Source organism: Streptomyces sp. NBC_01314 (genome assembly GCF_041435215.1).
Lineage (GTDB): Bacteria > Actinomycetota > Actinomycetes > Streptomycetales > Streptomycetaceae > Streptomyces.
Window position 1 is genome coordinate 9,730,965 of record NZ_CP108394.1, and the last position, 18,147, is coordinate 9,749,111.

Below are 18,147 nucleotides of genomic sequence, written 5' to 3' on the forward strand. Positions count from 1 at the left end.
ACCGCACACCATGGCCGACATCGAGCCGTACGAGAACGCCCTGGACGCGATTCCCGGAGCTCACCCGTACCCCCGCACCAGCCGCTACCACGACGCCGAGATCGGCATCCACCGGCAGCCCGACGGGACCGAAGTGCGGTACACCAAGCGCCGGTTGCTGCCCCCACTGGACGAGCAGGAGACCCAGCCCCACACCGTCGGCGCCGGCGAGCGCCCCGACCTGCTCGGGCAGCGCTACTTCGGCGACCCCGGCCAGTGGTGGCAGATCGCCGACGTCAACCCCGTACTCGACCCTCGGGAGTTGACGGACGAGGCCGGGCGCGTCGTCGACATTCCGCTCGGCGGCGGGTTCTCCGGTGGCAGGGGAGACCGGCGTGTTTGATCTGCCCGTGGGGCAGGGCCCCGTTCACATCACGCTCCACATGGGGCCCAAGCTCGCCCGGCCCGTCCCGGCCGAGGTCACCGAGGCGCTGCTGTCCGCGCAGATCACCGCCACGGCGGGGGAGCGGAGCGGCTTCCAGCTCGCCTTCGACCTGACCAAGAACGGGCTCATCAGCCGGCGGCTCCTGCCCGAGGGGTTCTTCGATCCCAAGACGCGGATCATCGTCACCGTCGCCGTCAAGGGCACCCCCGACGTGCTCTTCGACGGCCTGATCGTCCGCCACGAGGTCGGCGCCAGCAACCAGCCCGGTCACTCCACCCTCACCGTCACCGGGGAAGACCTCACCCTCCTCATGGACCTGGAGGAGCGCACCGCCCGTTACCCCAACCTGCCGCCCTCCGAGCGGGTGCTCAGCATCCTGCGCCGCTACTCCGACTACGGCATCCGGCCCGACGTCTACACCGAGAAAGTGGCCCAGCCGCCGCATCAGGATCTGCGTGTGCACTACCAGACCGGCACCGACCTCCAGTACGTCACCGAGCTCGCCCGCGCCAACGGCTACACCTTCTACCTGGAGCCTGGCCCCAACCCCGGCCAGTCCTCCGCCCGTTGGGGACCGGAAGTCCGTCTCGGCATCCGTCAGCACGCCCTCAACGTCAACATGGACGCCAACTCCACTGTCGACCAGCTGACGTTCGCTTACGACGGGACCGCGCGGGAGGAACCGCAGGCCCGTTGGCAGGATCCGGGGACCCGGCAGTCGGCCCTGCTGCCCCAGCCGTCGATCAGTCCGCTGCGGCCTCCGCTCGGCAAGCGGCCCACCCCGGCGCTGAAGCGCAGGACCCTCGCCGGCACCGCCAAGCAGCAGCGCGAGCAGGCTGAGGCCGAGCTGCTCGCCCGGGCCGCCGTGTCCGCCGACGTCGTCTCCGGCTCCGGTTCGCTCGACGTCAACCGGCACGGCTACATCCTGCAGCCGCGCCAGCTCGTCGGCGTACGCGGCGCGGGACGGGCGTACGACGGCGACTACTACGTCAAGTCCGTCACGCACAACCTGCGCCCGGGCTCGTTCCAGCAGAACTTCACCCTCTCCCGAGAGGGTCTCGAGGCCCGCAGCGACTTCGTACGGCCATAAGGGCCACGTCACCGACCACCAGGAGCAGTTCAGCATGGCGGCACCCAGCAATCGCTACCTCGGCAAGTTCCGCGGCCGGGTCGTCAGCAACGACGACCCGCTGCGCATCGGCCGTATCACCGTCGATGTCCCGGACGTCCTCGGCGACGAGCCGTCGACGTGGGCGCTGCCCTGCCTGCCGTTCACCGGGCCGCAGTCGGGGCAGTTCGTGGTGCCGTCACCGGGGGCCGGCGTGTGGGTGGAGTTCGAGCAGGGGGATCCCAGCTTTCCGGTGTGGACCGGGTGCTGGTACGGCGCCGCCGAGGAGCTTCCGCCCGACGCGCGCCGCGAACTCCAGGCCAACTCGCCCAACAAGCCCGTCGTCGTGCAGACGCCGCAGGCGCACAAGCTCGTCATGAACGACACGCCCGGCGCCGAGCAGGGGATTCTGCTCCAAGCCCAGGGCGGCGCGTACATCCGTATCACCAGAGAAGCGGTGGTCATCGCGACCGGCGCGGGCGCCGAGGTCGTCCTGCGCGGACGTGAAGTGACCATCAACGAGGGCCAGTTGACTGTGCTCTCGAAGCGATAGAAAACGGGGGACGAACCAAGTTGTCCGGGAGTTTACTCGACGCCGACGCCTTGATCGGCTGCCCGCACGGCGGCCGCGTCAGCGCCGCCACCACATCCACCGGCGGTGTACGGGCCGGGGGCGCCGCCGTCGCCACAGCAGCGCACAGCTACGTGGTCACCGGCTGCCCGCACACCGTGAACGGCGCGCCCTCGCCGTGTGTGACGGTCCGTTGGGCCGCCGACGGCTCCGGGATCACCGTCGACGGCGCGCCCGTGCTGCTCGACACCTCCGCGGCCCAGTGCTTCACCGCGGCCTTCGTGCCGCAGGGCCCGCCCGTCGTCCAGGCCGCGCAGCGAAAGGTCACCGTCCGATGAGCCGCCACACCAGCACCCGCCCGCGTTCCGACGTCGCGTTCCCGTTCCGCGCCGACCGACGGGGACGTACTGCGCACGCCACCCACGGCGAGCACGTCCACGACCTCATCGAGCAGCTCCTCTTCACCAGCCCCGGCGAGCGCGTGATGCGCCCCGACTTCGGCTGCGGACTCCTCGACCTGGTCTTCGCCCCGGCCGGCCCCGAGCTGATCAGCACCCTGGAACTCTCCGTGCATGCCTCGCTCCAGCGCTGGCTCGGCGACCTCATCGACGTGGAGGCCCTCGACGTGGTCAGTGAGGACAACGTCGTCCGCGTGTACCTGTCGTACGCCGTCCGTGCCACCGGCACCCGCCGTGACGACGTGTTCGAAGGGAGGGCCACGGCATGACGAGCACGACGACGCCCCGCCGCGCCAAGGTGAGGGCCGCACAGCTCAACGGAGTCGACGCCGTCGAGGTGAGCGACGACGGGCTGCTGCTCACCGTCACCTTCCTCGGCAAGGCCCCGCACGGCATCTGCCCGGAGAACGTCCGCATCGACGGCGGCCGCCGTATCACCGGCATCACCGCCGTCGACGTCAGCGTCGAGCGGGAGGAGGACCCGGAACTCGACGACCGGCTCTACGTCACCCTCGACCAGGCCGGCGACACCTCCCGCTACCGGTTCTCCCTCGTCGAGACCGACCCGTACGGGCGGCCCGGGACCGAGCCGTACCGGGGCTTCGACCAGCGCTACCACAGCGCCGGCTTCGCCTTCCGGCCCGACTGCCCGACGACCTTCGACTGCAAGGACGACGAGCGGGAGCCCGAGGGCTTCCCGGCCGCGCCCGTCATCGACTACACGGCCCGCGACTACGACACCATCCGCAAGCTGCTCCTCGACCGGCTCGCGCTCACCACCCCCGACTGGGTCGAGCGCAACCCCGCCGACCTCGGTATGACCCTCGTCGAGCTGCTCGCGTACACCGGCGACCGGATCAGCTACCAGCAGGACGCGGTCGCCACCGAGGCCTACCTCGACACCGCGCGCCGCCGGATCTCCGTACGCCGTCATGTCCGGCTCATCGACTACGCGATGCACGACGGCTGCACCGCCCGGGTCTACGTCACCGTGCAGACCGCCGGCGACCAGACCTTCACCCCGGGCACCTTCCGCTTCGCCTCCGTCGACGTCCGCACCCTCGACCCGCACGACCGGCCCGAACCCGGCACGGTCGTCGACGAGAACGACCTCGCCGACCTCGACGAGCGCGGCTCGGTGGAGGTCTTCGAACCGGTCGTCTCCGCCGACCCGTTGGAGCTGCGCGTCGCGCACAACGCGATCCGGCTGTGGACCTGGGGCGGCGACGTGCGCACCCTGCCGAAGGCCGCCACCTCCGCCACCCTGCGCGACCAGTGGGTCGACCCGGAGACCTGCCGGGATCGCCGACTCGACCTGAAGCCGGGTGACGTACTCGTCCTGGAGGAGGTCAGAGGCCCGCGCACCGGCACGCCCGGCGACGCCGACCCGAGCCACCGGCAGGCCGTCCGTCTCACCTCCGTCACCCCGGCCGTCGACCGCATCGAGGACCAGCCGGTCCTGGAGATCGCCTGGGCCACCGAGGACGCCCTGCGCTTCCCGCTCTGCCTCACCACCCGCGGCGGCCGCGACTGCCTGCCCGTCGAGGACGTGACGATCGCCCGCGGCAATGTCGTCCTCGTCGACCACGGCCGGACCCTCGGCGGACTCCCCGAGACGTTGACCGCGCCGCCCGTACCCGCGGAAGTCGCCCCCTGCGCCCCTCCCGACTTCGGCTGCCACGACCGCGACGAGGGCAACGCCCCCGCACGGCTCATCAACTCCCTCACGGACAAGACGGAATCGGGCAAGGCGCTCACCCCCGACGACGTCCGCGAGCTGTTCCAGGTGGCGGGGCAGGAAGCGACCACCAGAGCCGGACTCGGCCTGGAAAGCGCCGGCCAGCGGCACGAACGTGTCGTCCCCGGCACGGCCTACGCCCAGGCCTCTGCTCTGCGGACCCTGCTCGCCCAGTCCGTCTACCCGGGCATCCGGCCCCGCTTCCGCCCTGTCCTCGGCCGTACGCCCGTCGTCCAGGCCGTGCCGTTCCCCGACCCGGGGACCGTCGCCGCCGGACAGGCCGAGCGGATCGCCGCCATCCCGGGCCGCGTCCGGCAGCGGCTCGTCGAACTGTGGCGCAGCGCCCGCGACCGGGACGGACTCGGCGAGGCGGAGATCGCCGAACTGGCCGTGATCTACGGCCTGAAGTTGCTCGAACGCATCGAGCTGCGCCGCCACCCGGTCCGGGCCCTGCGCGAACTCCTGCACCGCAGCGACCAGTTGCTCGACGCCAAGCTGCGCCGCGTCGAGGTCCTCACGGCACGTGCCCGCGCGGGCACCGTCCTCGACGGGCACATCGCCTGGGAGATCGCCCACAGCTGGGGCCCGGCCCACATGGCCGGACTGCACCCCGACGAGCCGGTTCTACGCGGCTCCGCGACCGACGCCCTCGGCCAGGACCCGCGCCGCGCCCTGCCCGCCGTACGCCTCCACGAAGGCGACGACGTGACCTGGGAGCCACGCCGCGACCTGCTCGACAGCGCCGCCCGCGACCGCCACTTCGTCGGCGAACTGGACGACGACGGCCGCCTCACCCTGCGCTTCGGCGACGGACGGCACGGCGCCGAACCCACCCCGGGCTCCCGGCTCACGGCGAGCTACCGCCTCGGCGGCGGCACCGCAGGCAACGTCGGCGCCGAAGCCATCAACCACCTTGTCGTGCAAGGCGATTGCGAGGCACCGGTGGCCACCGTCCGCAACCCGCTGCCCGCCACCGGCGGCAGCGAACCCGAACCCGTCGAGCAGGTACGTCAGTTGGCCCCCCTCGACCTGCGCCGCACCCGCCTGCGCGCCGTCACCGCCGAGGACTACGCGGCCCTCGCCTCCGCCCTGCCCGGCGTGCAGCGGGCGGCGGCCACGATCCGCTGGACCGGCAGCGTCCAGGAGGCGCACCTCGCGATCGACGCGTACGGCACCGGCGCCCCGTCGGACGAGCTGCTCGCCTCGGTCGCCCAGTCCCTGGAGACGTACCGGCGCATCGGCCACGACCTCGTCGTCGGCCCCGCCCGCATGGTCCCGCTGGACCTCGCGCTGACCGTGTGCGCCAAGCCCGGTCACCAGCACGGGCAGATCCTGGCCGAGCTGTACCGCGTCCTCGGCAGCGGCCGGCGGGGCTTCTTCCACCCGGACGCGCTGACCTTCGGCGAACCGGTACGGCTCAGTCGGCTGGTCGCCGTCGCGGCGGCCGTGCCCGGCGTGGAGAGCGTCCAAGTCACCCGGCTGCAGCGCCTGTTCGAGCCGAACCGAGGAGAGAAGGAGGACGGCGTGCTGCGGCTCGGCCCGTTGGAGATAGCCACCTGCGACAACGACCCCGACCGGCCGGAGAACGGCCGGCTGGCTATATCCCTGGGAGGTGCCCGATGACCGCGACCGACTCCCTGACCGAAGAGTGCGCCTGCGGCGGCGGACACGACGAGCGTCTGGCCCCGGCCCCACTGCACAACCCGCCCGGCCGCACCGCCCTCGACTACCGCGTCGGCGAGTACGGCTCCTTCCTGGCCGCCCTGCTCGACCGGCTCGCCTCGCCGGCGTATCCCGCGCTGAGCGAAGCGAAGTGGGGGTCCCCCCGGCCGGGGGCTGGGGGAGGCCTGACCGTCCGCACCCCGGACGATCCGGCGATCGGCTTCCTCGACGCCACCGCCGTCCTGGGCGACCTGCTCACCTTCCACTCCGAGCGCATCGCCGACGAGGCATACGTCCGCACCGCCAACGAGCACCGCTCCCTGGTGCTGCTCGGCCGCCTCGTCGGCCACCGGCCGCGCCCCGGCGTCGCCGCCACCACCCAGCTGGCGTACACCCTGGAACGCGACCCGCGCGCCGAGGCCCTGCCGGTGCTGATCCCGCGCGGCGCCCGCAGCCACAGCGTCCCCGCCTCCGCCGACGAGCAGTCCCTCACCTTCGAGGCGAGCCGTGACCTGACGGCCCGCTGGGACTGGAACGAGCTGAAGGTACGGCGTCGCCGGCCCTCCCTCGTCACCCCCGCGGACCTGGAACGCCGCTCGGAACTCTTCGTCGAGGGCACCGCGAACTCCCTCCGGACCGGCGACCAGTTGCTCTTCGTCTTCGGCGAACAGGCGGGCGGCGCACGCAAGTTGCTGCCGGTCGCCAAAGCGCGCGTCGACCGGGACGACGAGATCACGGCCATCTCCCTGCCGAAGTCGGCGCCGCCGACCCTGAAGGAGCTCGTCGACGAGGTGCTCCGCTGGACCGCCGAACCCCAGGTCCCGGGCGAGCCGGGCGACGAGCCGCCCACGCCCGAGGTCCCCAACCCCCGCCCGGTCAGCCGGCTGATCGAGGACTTCGAGGACCAGGTCCTCGCTCCGCTGCGGGAGGACCTGGACACCGTCAAGACGCCCGAGCGGCTCGCGGCCCGGCTCGCGGAGCCCGTCGCCCGGCTCGGCGAGGCGCAGGTGCTGGCCGAGCCGTACGAGGACGTGGCGGCCTGGTTCGAGCAGCTGGAGGCCGTGCTCGCGGAACTCGCCGAGCGGGCCCTGGAGTTGGCGCCCGCGCAGGCCGCCGAAGTGGTGCCTCTCAAGGCCGCGGTGGCCGACCCCCGCGCGGCCGCCCTCCAGACCCTGGGCGCCGTTCTGCCCGCCCTGCGCGCGGCGACCCCGACGCCCCGCGGTGTCTTCGGCCCCCGGCGCCCGGGCACCGACACCGCCCGCCTGCTGGCCGCTCTCGCGCCCACCACCGGCAGCCTCTACCCGGCCTGGCGCACGGCCGCCGCCCCCGGCACCCCGCAGCCGCTGCGCGAGCTGCTGGCCATGCGGGTCACCGCGGCGCCCTTCGGCGCCACGGCCCCGCTCAAGCCGGTCCAGGACGACCGGGGTCGCGTGATCCGCACCGCCGACTGGCCGCTCACCGGCGCCGTGCTCGCCGCCATGCGCGTCGTGTACGACCCGGCGGGCAAGGTCCCGGTCCGGGCGGAGTTCCAGTACGTCGAGGGCAGCAGCTCCGACCAGCGCGCCGAGAACCTGCCGCCCGCCCAGCCCATCACCTTCCCGCTCGGCACGGGCCAGGTGGAGCTGTCTGTCCGCAACGGCCAGGACCGCGACCTGAACTGGCTGAACCGGCGCCCGACCGACTCCCAGGACCCGGGCGTCACCGCCCGCCTCCAGGCGGGTCTGCCCGAGCGCACCCTCTTCGTGTCGCGCCCGGACGACGAGGGCCTGGTCCAGGTCGGTGTCCACAACGGCACGTCGGAGCAGATCGTCCTGCGGCCGGGCGCGAGCGAGCAGTTCACACACGGCGAGTACGAGGTGAGCGTCAGGTACACGGTGGGCAGCACCGAGCCCAACGTCGAGATCGTCATCGCCAGCAAGCCCGAGCTCCTCAACCGCCGCGTGCTCCAACTGGACACCGTCCACGACGGCATCACGGTCGGCAGCTGGGTCGCGATCCAGCGCCCCGCCAAGGGCGCCCAGGGCGGCATCCCCGGCGACGCCGAGCTCGCGTTCGTCACCACGCAGGTCGCCGCGGCGCGTACGGCGGCGTACAGCAACTACGGCATCACCGGGCGCGGTACCGAACTCACCCTGGCCGAACCGTGGTTGGACGAGTTCGATGTCCTGCTGTCGCACATCCGCGACACCACCGTGCACGCGGCGGGCGAACCGCTCCGCCTCGCCGACGAACCCCTCGGCGAGGACGTCCACGGCAACGAGATCGAACTCGCCCAGCTGTACGACGGACTGCAGCCCGGCCGCACCCTCGTCGTCACCGGCGAACGCAGCGACATCCCGGGCACGGCAGGCGTCCAGGCCACCGAGGTCGTCACCATCGCCGCCGCCGACCCGGCCGTCGACCCCCGGCTCCCCGGCGACCACGTCCACACCCGCCTCACCCTGACCGCCGACCTCGCCCACCGCTACCGGCGCGAGACCGTCCGCGTCCTCGGCAACGTCGTCGAGGCCACCCACGGCGAGAGCCGCGAGGAGGCCATCGGCAGCGGTGACTCGGACCGCACGAACCAGACGTTCGCGCTCTGGCAGTCCCCGCTCACCTGGCTCGCCGACGACAACCCCCTCGGTGCCACACCGGTGCTGGAGATCCGGGTGGACGGCGTGCTCTGGCACGAGGTCGACAGCCTCGCCGGACGCGGCCCGAGCGAGCGCGTCCATATCACCGGCTCCACCGCCGACGGCCGTACGACGGTGACCTTCGGCGACGGCGTCCACGGCGCCCGGCTGCCCAGCGGCCACGAGAACATCCGCGCCAGCTACCGCTTCGGCACCGGCAAGGCCGCCAACGTCGCCGCCGACCGCGTCACCCAGCCCCTCACCCGCCCCCTCGGTGTCACGCAGGTCACCAACCCGCGTCCGGCGAAGGGCGGTTCGGACGCGGACGGCCCCGGCCTGACCCGCCGTACGATCCCGCTCGCCGTCTCCGCGCTGGACCGGCTGGTCTCCGCCGCCGACTACGAGGACTTCGCCCGCTCCCGCGCCGGCATCGGCCGGGCCGCCGCACGCGAACTCTTTGACGGACGGCGGCGCGTGCTGCATGTGACGGTCGCGGGCACCGACGACGTCCCGATCGGCGGAGACGGTGAGGAATCAGCCACCCTGCGGGCTCTGCGTGGCGCCCTGACCGAGTACGGGGACATCAACCTCCCGGTCCGCGTGGACGTGCGCGAGCTCGTCCTGCTCCTCGTCGCCGCCAAGGTGAAGGTCGCCCCCGACCACGCCTGGGAGATCGTGGAGCCACGCCTGCGCCAGGCACTGCTCCGCCGACTCGGCTACGACGGACGGGAGTTGGGCCGCCCCGCCCGCCTCTCCGACATCCTGGCCACGGCCCACACCGTGCCCGGCGTCGACTACCTGGACGTCGACGTCTTCACCGGCGTCCCCGCGTCCGTGACGCCCGAGGACCTCACCGGGACCCTCACCCGCCCCGGCCCGCCGAGGGCATCGGTGCCGGCGCACCCGGCGACGTACGACGAAAAGGTCCACACGGTCCGCGCCGCGGACGGCGAGACGCTCTCCGAGATCTGCGCGCGGTACGCCATCCCGCTCGCCGAACTCCTGCGCCTCAACCCCGACATCACCGACACCCGGCGCCTGGCCAAGGGCCGTTCGGTGTTCGTCTTCCGCGGTATCCGCCCGGCCCAGCTCGCGCTGCTGTCGCCGAAGGCCGCGGACACCCTGATTCTGACGGAGGTCAAGTGATGTCTGCGAACCCGGCGGATGTCCAGTTCGACACCGCGGCCCCGGCAACGACGTCCAGGGAACCCGACGGACTCGCCGCGCTGCTGCCCCGCTGGCATCTGCTGCGCGACGCCGAGGAGGGCGAGCCGCTGCGTGCGCTGCTCGCGGTGATCGCCGAGCAGCTCGACCGGGTACGCGACGGCGTTGAGCAGGGCTACCAGGACCTGTTCGTGGAGACGGCGGCCCCCTGGGTGCTGCCGTACCTCGGCGACCTGGTCGGCTACCGCACCCTGCCCGGCTACGAACGCGTCCTCACCACCGGCCTGCACGACGGCGGCCGAGCCGCCCTCGCCGAGGCGATCGCCCCGCGCGGCGACGTGGCCGCCACCGTCGCCAACCGGCGCCGCAAGGGCACCCTGCATCTGCTGGAGGAGATCTCCGAGCAGGTCGCGGGCTGGCCCGCGCGCGCCGCCGAGCTGTCGCGGCAGGTGGCCCACACCCAGCCGGTGAAGCTCTATGGGAGCGGACAGCGCGGCGACCGGGGGCGCCGCGTCGACCTGCGCGACAACTCCGCCCTCGACCTGGCGGGCGGCCCCTTCGGTACAACGGCCCGTACGGTCGACGTCCGCCGCGCCGACTCCCGCCACCGGCAGGGCGGTTGGGCCCCGGCCGGGGTCGCGCTGTTCGTCTGGCGACTGAAGGCGTACTCGCTGACGTCTTCCCCGGCGTACTGCATCGACCGCGCCCGCAACCTGTACACCTTCTCGATCCTGGGCAACGACACCCCGCTGGTCACCAAGCCGTTCCCGGAGCCGTCGCCCACACTCCCCCACTCTCGACCACGCTCGAGCGGGGGGACCCCCACCGCCACCAGCGACAACGTCCCGGCGTTCATCGGCCGCCGTCAACTCCACGACCGGCTCGCCGACTACTACGGCCCCGGCAAGAGCCTCGTCATCCGGCGCGACGGCGAGGACCAGCCTGTGCCGCCGTCCGACATCGTGGTCGCCGACCTGTCCGACTGGCGCTACCGGCCCAGGCGAGGCCAGGTGGCCGTCGACCCCGAGCTGGGCCGGATCGCGTTCGGGTCGCGGTCGGCGCCGCGGCAGGGTGTATGGGTGGACTACCACTACGCGTCCGGCGCGGACCTGGGCGGCGGCGAGTACGAGCGCCCGGACCGCGAACCGCGTCCCGACGCCGACGTCTACCGGGTCGGTCCCAGACAGCCGTACCGCCAGATCATGGACGCCTACCGGGCCTGGCAGCACGACCGCAGGGCCGACCGCACCGGCCCCGCCGGCATCATCGAGATCACCCACAGCGGCGCCTACCAGGAGCAGTTGGACTTCGACCTAGACCCCGGCGACCGCCTCGAACTCAGGGCGGCCGAGGGGACCCGGCCGGTGATCCGGCTCCTCGACTGGTACAGCAACCGGCCCGACGCCCTCAACATCCGTGCGGTGTCCGAGGACTGCGCCCCGCACGAACGGCCGCGCATCGTCCTCGACGGGCTGCTGGTCGCCGGACGCGGCATCAACGTCACCGGGCCCATGGGCGCGGTGGTCGTACGGCACTCCACGCTCGTACCCGGCTGGTCCCTGAAGCCCGAGTGCGAGCCGCACTCGCCCGAGGAGCCCAGCATCGTCCTGGAACGCACCACCGCATGCCTCCAGATCGAGCACAGCATCCTCGGCACCATCGAGGTCATCGGCGACGAGGTGTCCGAGGAGCCCCTGGACATCCACCTCCGCGACAGCATCCTCGACGCCACCGGCAACGACTGCGAGGCCCTGTCCGCACCGGACTGCCGCCACGCCCACGCCGTACTGCACCTGCACCGCACGACCGTCATCGGCGAAGTCCACACCCATGCGGTGAAGACCGCCGAGAACTCCGTCTTCACTGGGAAGCTCCATGTCGCCCGGCGCGGCATCGGCTGCCTGCGGTACTCGTACGTGCCGGCCGGATCGCGTACGCCTCGCCGATACCGCTGCCAGCCCGAACAGTCCACCGGGATACGGCCGTTGTTCACCTCTGAGCGCTACGGGACGCCCTGGTACGGGCTGTTGGCCGACCGGTGCGCCGAGGAGATCCGGCGCGGTTCCGACGACGGTGCCGAGATGGGCGCCTTCCACGACCTGTACCGGCCGCAGCGCGAGGACGGCCTGCGGGCCAGGCTCGCCGAGTACACGCCGGCGGGCACCGACGCCGGGATCTTCTTCGTGACGTGAGCCGCAGTGGCGTGAGCCGTAACCACCGACTTTGCGAACCCGCACTTTCCTGAACCAGGGGGACCCCCTTCATGCACGCTGATCTCTCCCGCCTCACGTTCCGGCCGGAACGGCACTACTCGGCGGTCATCGCCCAGCAGGGCCGCGTCCAGCTCGACGCCGACACCAACGAGCAGACCGCGATCCAGCTCCATCAGGCCCGCACCTTCGCCGCCGACCTGATCGGCCGGCACGGCGGACCGAAGGACGCCGTCGGCTTCCGCATCGAGTACGTCGGCGGCATGCACGACCTGGACACCCTGTACATCCACGGCGGCCGCTACTACGTCGACGGCATCCTGTGCGACGCGTACCGCCCGGCGCCGGGCACGCCGGTGCAGGCCGATCAGGCCGACGCCGAGGAGCAGGACGACACCGCGGAGCCGCTCACCCACTGGACCTACTGGGACCAGCCCGACGGGTACCGCAACCCGGAGAAGCCGGGCGACCGGCTGCCCTCGCCGGCCCAGTCGCCGTTCGTGGTCTACCTCCAGGTGTGGGAGCGGGCGGTCTTCGCCGCCGAGGAGCCGGCCCTGCGCGAGGTCGCGCTCGGCACGGCGATGCCGGACACCGCCGCCCGGGTGAAGGTCGTCTGGCAGGTGCTGCCGCTGTCCTTGGCCGCGCTGGACATCGAGGAGACCGACCCGTCCAAGGAGGTCGTACGCGCCGCCTTCGACCAATGGGCCAGGCGCCGGTCGGCCGCGTCGGCCCGGCTCGCCGCCCGCAGCGAGCGGCCCGACCACGCCGACGAGGACCCGTGCCTGGTCAAGCCGGACGCCCGCTACCGCGGCCCGGAGAACCAGCTGTACCGCGTCGAGGTCCACGAGGGCGGCGAGGCGAAGGACGCCACCTTCAAGTGGTCCCGCGAGAACGGTTCGGTGGTCTTCCCCGTCGACGAACTCGACGGCACCTGGGTGCAGTTGGCGTCCCTCGGCCACGACGACAAGCTGGACCTGGACGTCGGCGACTTCGTCGAGTTCACCGACACCGCGTACTCCTCCCGCCTCGAAGCCCTCCCGCTGCTGCGCGTCGAGGAACTGGACCTGCCGGGCCGCCGCGTCCGCCTGTCCGCCGAGCCGGAGCCGGGCGTCGGACGGCTGCCGCACCTCAATCCGTTCCTGCGCCGCTGGGACCACCACGAGGGCCCCAAGCGCAAGGGCCGCACCTCCGTCCTGCGTGACGGGGCGGTCAAGGTCGAGGAGGGCGAGTGGCTGCCCCTCGAGGACGGCGTCGAGGTGTACCTCGCCAAGGGCGGTACCTACCGCACCGGCGACCACTGGATCATCCCCGCCCGCACCGCCACCGGCAGCGTCGAATGGCCGACCGACCCAGCCCGCCGCCCGCTGCTCCAGGGAGCCGTCGGCATCGCCCGCCACTTCGCACCGCTGGCGCTGGTCAAGGGCGAGTACGGCGCCGTGGACCTGCGCCTCGCCTTCGGCCCGCTGGCAAGCAGCATCCCGGCGGCCGACGAGGCGACGCTCGCGGCGGAGGAACAGGCACGGCGGGAAGAGGAGGCCGCGGAGGCCGACCCCTCCGGCGGGAGGTCGCAGACCACGGCCGTGGCGGAGGCCGCGGCGGAAGGAGACGAGTGATGGCGAAGCCGCTGAGCGCGTCCAAGATGGTGGAGATCCTGCGCGCCGAGGGCCTGACGGTCCATGAGGTGCGCAAGTGGCGCACCCACAACCGCAACACCAAGGGCGCCTGGGGGCCGGTGAACGGCGTGATGATCCACCACACCGTCACCAGAGGCACCGAGGCCTCCGTGAACATCTGCTACAACGGCTACTCGGGCCTGCCGGGACCGCTGTGCCACGGCGTCATCGACAAGAAGGGCCACATCCACCTGGTCGGCAACGGCCGTGCCAACCATGCGGGTTCCGGCGACAGTGACGTCCTGCGCGCCGTGATCAACGAGTCGAGGCTGCCGGCCGACAACGAGGCCGACACCGACGGCAACAGCCGCTTCTACGGCTTCGAGTGCATCAACATGGGCGACGGCAAGGACCCCTGGCCCGAGGCACAGAAGGAGGCCATCGAGAAGGTCTCCGCCGCGATCTGCCGCCACCACGGCTGGAGCGAGCGCTCCGTCATCGGCCACAAGGAGTGGCAGCCGGGCAAGGTGGATCCGCGCGGCTTCACCATGGACGGCATGCGCAAGCGCATAGCGGAGCGGCTGAGCGGCAAGGCGCCGAAGCCCGACCCGAAGCCCGACCCGAAGCCCACGCCCAAGCCGGTGACGTACGAGCCCTTCCCGGGCGCCGGCTTCTTCCACGTCGGCCAGAAGTCCCCGGTCATCACCGCCATGGGCCGCCGACTGGTCGCCGAGGGCTGCGGTCGCTACGAGGAGAGCCCCGGCCCCGAGTGGACCGAGGCCGACCGACGCTCCTACGCCGCCTGGCAACAGAAGCTCCACTTCAATGGCAAGGACGCGGACGGCATCCCCGGCAAGGTCAGCTGGGACAAGCTGAAGGTGCCTGACAGCGGCAAGTGAACGACTGGTCCAACCCCACCCATGATACCCCTAGGGGGTACCATGGGTGGTTCCGGTGCGGACGAGGCGAGCGGACGCGATGCACGTCGAGGGAAACACTGCGGACGGGTACGAGACGGTCCGCGAGGTCTTCGAACGATTGGTGGCCGTCGGCCGAGACCCGGGCGGACGTCTCCGTCCGCAAGAACGGCCGGGAGGTCGTCCGGCTGACCGGCGGCTGGGCCGACGCCGGACGCACCCGCCCCTGGCGCGACGACACCCTGGTCGTGCCGTACTCCCTCTCCAAGGACTTCGTCACGCTCGCCGCCTGGTGGTAGTCCGTGACGGCGCGCTGCCCCTGGACGAGTCGATCGCCGGCCGCTGGAAGGCGTACAGAGTCCACGGCAAGGGGCGCACCGTCCTCCGCAGGCTGCCCACCCATCGCGCGGTCCAGCCGCGCTTCGCCCCCGACGCCGACGGCCTCGAAACCTCATCAGAGACGCCGATATCACAACAGTGAGCCGAATCACGCGAAGCAACACCTTGATTCTCTGCGAGCAGGCTGTTGCGGGCGGTGCGGGGGGCACCCGCGGATGGGCCGGCCGTGGTGCCTGTGTCGCTGGTCGAGTGGGTGTTGCCAGTGGCTGTGTGCCACCGGCCCAACCTGGCCAGAACGTGCTCCAGTCGGACCTGGAGTAACTGCGCGGGTACGCACCCGACGGTATCGGAGGACACGGCCTGGATGCTGTGCGAGGCCAGCCGAGGGGTCAGCCATCGACAGGGCAACGCTCCCTGGCTCAGGGAAGCAGGCGAGGATCTCCGGCACCTTCAGGGCGACGCGCTGCTGGTGTGGGCCGCGCGTAATCTCGCACGGTTGGCTGACATGCCCGCACAACTCGATTCTGCCGCGCTCTTCTACCAGCGCTTGCAGGATGCTGCGCTGGCAGTCCACTCCAACCCACGACGTTCTTGATGGACCGGGAGCGCCGCATCGCCGAGGCCGGTCGGCCAGCGTCGGGTTGCCCTAACGGTCCTACAGTCACGCTTCGTGAGCGGCGCCCAGAAATGAAAGACACGCTCGACATGGGCCTCTGACGGACAGTCGGCACAAGGTGGCCACCGCCCGCGGGCCCCATGTGGTGCCTGTCGGGTGGCGTTGCTGGGAAGGCCGGTCGGTCCGCATGGCTACGACCACGTTGTCTTGACGGAGTTTCGCGCGGACACGAACACCAAGAACACGGACCGTCTGGTCCGGTCGGGCTTCCTCGGGGAAGTCCGGCAGGCTTCGAGCCTGTGGTCAGCCTGAGAGGGGCCTCAGGCGCCCAGTTCTTCAACTGGGCCGATCTGCTCATCCCTACCGGGCCGCACCGCGCATCCCCCTCCTGGAAATCTCTGCCCCAAGCATTGACCCCAACGATCAAGGTGGCGTAAAACAGCCCATGCTCGTCTGAAAGCGTTTACTCCTGATCACTTTTGTTCGGAAGATGCACCTTATGGCAACCTCGGAGGGTCAGGACCTGCCCGACGGTCAGCAACCTGGGAATGCGGGGGGACTGTCACGCCGGGGGGTCCTCAAGGGTGCGGCGGTCACGGCCGGGAGCGTGGTCCTTGGCCTCGGCGCCGCGGGTGCGGCAGAGGCGGCGGACGCCGCGATCACCGCCACCTCACCTGATGGCAAGAACAAGATCACGATGTCTCTGGTCGGCGGAGTGCTCCAGTGGTCGGCCAGGCGCAACGGCACGGCCGTCGCCGACCCCTCGGTGCTGGGCCTGCAGCTGAGCGACGGCACCACGCTGGGCCAGGGCAACACGACAGTGACCAGATACCAGCACTGGACCAGGGACTCCACCTGGACCCCCGCCTTCGGCCGCAACGCGACCGTACGGGACCACCATCAGGAGATGCGCTGGAACCTCCTGGACGGCACCAGCGGCATGAACTTCAGCGTCCAGCTCCGTGCCTACAACGCCGGTGTCGCGCTGCGCTACGTCCTGCTGGACACGGGCAGTGCCACCATCGCCGACGAGCTGACCACCTTCGTCTTCCCCGACAACACCCTGGTGTACAGCGCCCGCGACGAGGCCGCCTACAGTCCTGTCGCCCCGGACGCCATCCCGTCCACCGGCACCTCCGGCACCGACACGGGCCCCCTCACCGACCTGCCGCTGCTGGTCACCCTGGACGGCGGGCTCGTCGCCACCATCTGCGAGTCCTCCCGCGTGAACTACCCGCGCTCGATGCTCAGTTCGGTCTCCGGGCAGCCCAACACCCTGAAGACGTACCTGATGAAGAAGACAGCACGTGGTTCGGGCACGGTGCAGAACACCTCGACGGTCACCACGCCGTTCACCACGCCCTGGCGGGTGATGCTGCTCGGTTCCGAGCACGGCGAGCTGATCGACAACGCCGAGCTGGTCCTCAACCTGGCGCCGGGCAACGCACTGACCGACACGTCGTGGATCAAGCCGGGCAAGGTGTTCCGCTGCGAACTGACCACCGCCGCCGGAACCGAGGGCGTGGACTTCGCTGTCGCCCGCAACCTCCAGTACATCGAGTACGACGCGGGCTGGTACGGGCCGGAGTTCACGACGACCGACGCCACCACCCCGATCGCCGCCATCGACCTGCCGACCGTCATCGCCTACGCCACCCAGAAGGGCGTCGGCGTCTTCCTCTACGTCAACCGCCTCGCCCTCTCGGACCCCGAGTCGTTGTTCGCCCTCCTCAAGAGCTGGGGTGTGGCCGGCATCAAACTCGGCTTCATCAACGACGGCACCCAGGCCATGACCAACCAGATCATCACCTGGGCCAAGATCGCGGCCAAACACCGGCTGCTGATCGACATGCACGACGACGTGCGGCCCTGGGGCTACGAACGCACGTACCCCAACTGGATCAGTCTGGAGGGCGTCCGGGGCAACGAGCAGTTCCCGACCGCCACCAACAACGTGAACCTCGCCTTCGCCCGCAATGTGGGCGGGCCGATGGACTACACGATCTGCTACGGCCAGTCGCGCGACAAGACCACCAACAACCACCAGATGGCGATGGCCGCCGTCTACTACCAGCCCCTGAACTTCCTCTACTGGTACTCCAAGCCCTCCGCCTATGCCACCACTGCCAAGTGGCCCGGCCTGGCCTGGTTCGACTCCGTCCCCACCAGTTGGGACGAGAGCACGACCGTCGCGGCGTCCATCAACGAGTACGTCGCGATCGCCCGCCGCAGCGGCGCCACCTGGTTCCTCGGGGTGATGAACAACGAGACCGCGCGCACCCTCTCCGTCCCGCTGTCCTTCCTCGACAGCGGCACCACCTACACGGCCACCATCTACGCCGACGGGGCGGCGGCGACCTCCCCGTACGGGACGCCCACCGTGGTCAGCACCCGGACGGTCACCGCTGACACCGTGCTGAGCGTGGCCATGACCAGCGCGGGTGGTCAGGCGGTGATCCTCGGACCGGCCGGCTGACTCCCGTTCGCGCAGTCGCTTCTCACTGACCGGCAGGGGGCGCGGTCCACCTTCGGACCGCGCCCGCCACGGCGTTCGCACCCGACCGGGTACCGGCGTCCGAGCTGACGCGATCACCTCCTCGCACCGCATTCAGTGGGCCTTCACCACCCTCAGGACCCGCCGTTTGGCCCGGCCGTGCCGTCAGCCCGAGGCGCTCGCCGAAGATCGTGCGCAAGCGGCAGAAGTGCCTGTCC

At 71.4% G+C, this 18,147-nt stretch carries 13 protein-coding genes; all 13 read left to right on the top strand.

What is annotated here, in order from left to right:
* The first annotated feature begins 10 nt into the window (after positions 1-10).
* The 13 genes from OG622_RS42855 (at position 11) to OG622_RS42915 (ending at position 17,911) form a co-directional block, all read left to right on the top strand.
* Complete coding sequence (locus tag OG622_RS42855; protein ID WP_371582241.1) at positions 11-382, top strand: hypothetical protein; 372 nt, start codon at positions 11-13, stop codon at positions 380-382.
* A complete protein-coding gene (locus tag OG622_RS42860) occupies positions 375-1,514 on the top strand; it encodes a hypothetical protein (protein ID WP_371582243.1) in 1,140 nt (379 codons plus the stop codon). Before OG622_RS42855 ends, OG622_RS42860 begins: the two co-directional genes overlap by 8 nt.
* Before the next feature lie 34 nt (positions 1,515-1,548).
* Positions 1,549-2,085, top strand: a complete 537-nt coding sequence (locus OG622_RS42865) for a phage baseplate assembly protein V (RefSeq protein ID WP_371582245.1) — start codon at positions 1,549-1,551, stop codon at positions 2,083-2,085.
* 20 nt (positions 2,086-2,105) lie between these two features.
* Positions 2,106-2,441, top strand: coding sequence for a hypothetical protein (locus OG622_RS42870; protein WP_371582246.1), 336 nt, complete (start codon positions 2,106-2,108; stop codon positions 2,439-2,441).
* A complete protein-coding gene (locus OG622_RS42875) occupies positions 2,438-2,830 on the top strand; it encodes a GPW/gp25 family protein (protein ID WP_371582248.1) in 393 nt (130 codons plus the stop codon). Before OG622_RS42870 ends, OG622_RS42875 begins: the two co-directional genes overlap by 4 nt.
* Positions 2,827-5,922, top strand: coding sequence for a putative baseplate assembly protein (locus OG622_RS42880; protein WP_371582250.1), 3,096 nt, complete (start codon positions 2,827-2,829; stop codon positions 5,920-5,922). The genes OG622_RS42875 and OG622_RS42880 overlap by 4 nt, the downstream gene beginning before the upstream one ends.
* On the top strand, positions 5,919-9,722 hold the full coding sequence (locus OG622_RS42885; protein WP_371582252.1) for a putative baseplate assembly protein: 3,804 nt from the start codon (positions 5,919-5,921) through the stop codon (positions 9,720-9,722). Before OG622_RS42880 ends, OG622_RS42885 begins: the two co-directional genes overlap by 4 nt.
* Positions 9,722-11,932, top strand: a complete 2,211-nt coding sequence (locus tag OG622_RS42890; RefSeq protein ID WP_371582254.1) for a hypothetical protein — start codon at positions 9,722-9,724, stop codon at positions 11,930-11,932. The genes OG622_RS42885 and OG622_RS42890 overlap by 1 nt, the downstream gene beginning before the upstream one ends.
* A 71-nt stretch (positions 11,933-12,003) precedes the next feature.
* Entirely contained in the window at positions 12,004-13,563 is a 1,560-nt protein-coding gene (locus OG622_RS42895; protein ID WP_371582256.1) for a DUF6519 domain-containing protein, read from the top strand.
* On the top strand, positions 13,563-14,462 hold the full coding sequence (locus OG622_RS42900; RefSeq protein WP_371582258.1) for a peptidoglycan-binding protein: 900 nt from the start codon (positions 13,563-13,565) through the stop codon (positions 14,460-14,462). Before OG622_RS42895 ends, OG622_RS42900 begins: the two co-directional genes overlap by 1 nt.
* A complete protein-coding gene (locus tag OG622_RS42905; protein WP_371582259.1) occupies positions 14,459-14,779 on the top strand; it encodes a serine hydrolase in 321 nt (106 codons plus the stop codon). The genes OG622_RS42900 and OG622_RS42905 overlap by 4 nt, the downstream gene beginning before the upstream one ends.
* Positions 14,773-14,961, top strand: a complete 189-nt coding sequence (locus OG622_RS42910) for a hypothetical protein (RefSeq protein ID WP_371582261.1) — start codon at positions 14,773-14,775, stop codon at positions 14,959-14,961. Before OG622_RS42905 ends, OG622_RS42910 begins: the two co-directional genes overlap by 7 nt.
* Before the next feature lie 973 nt (positions 14,962-15,934).
* Positions 15,935-17,911, top strand: coding sequence for a glycoside hydrolase family 97 catalytic domain-containing protein (locus OG622_RS42915; protein WP_371582263.1), 1,977 nt, complete (start codon positions 15,935-15,937; stop codon positions 17,909-17,911).
* Positions 17,912-18,147 lie beyond the last annotated feature (236 nt).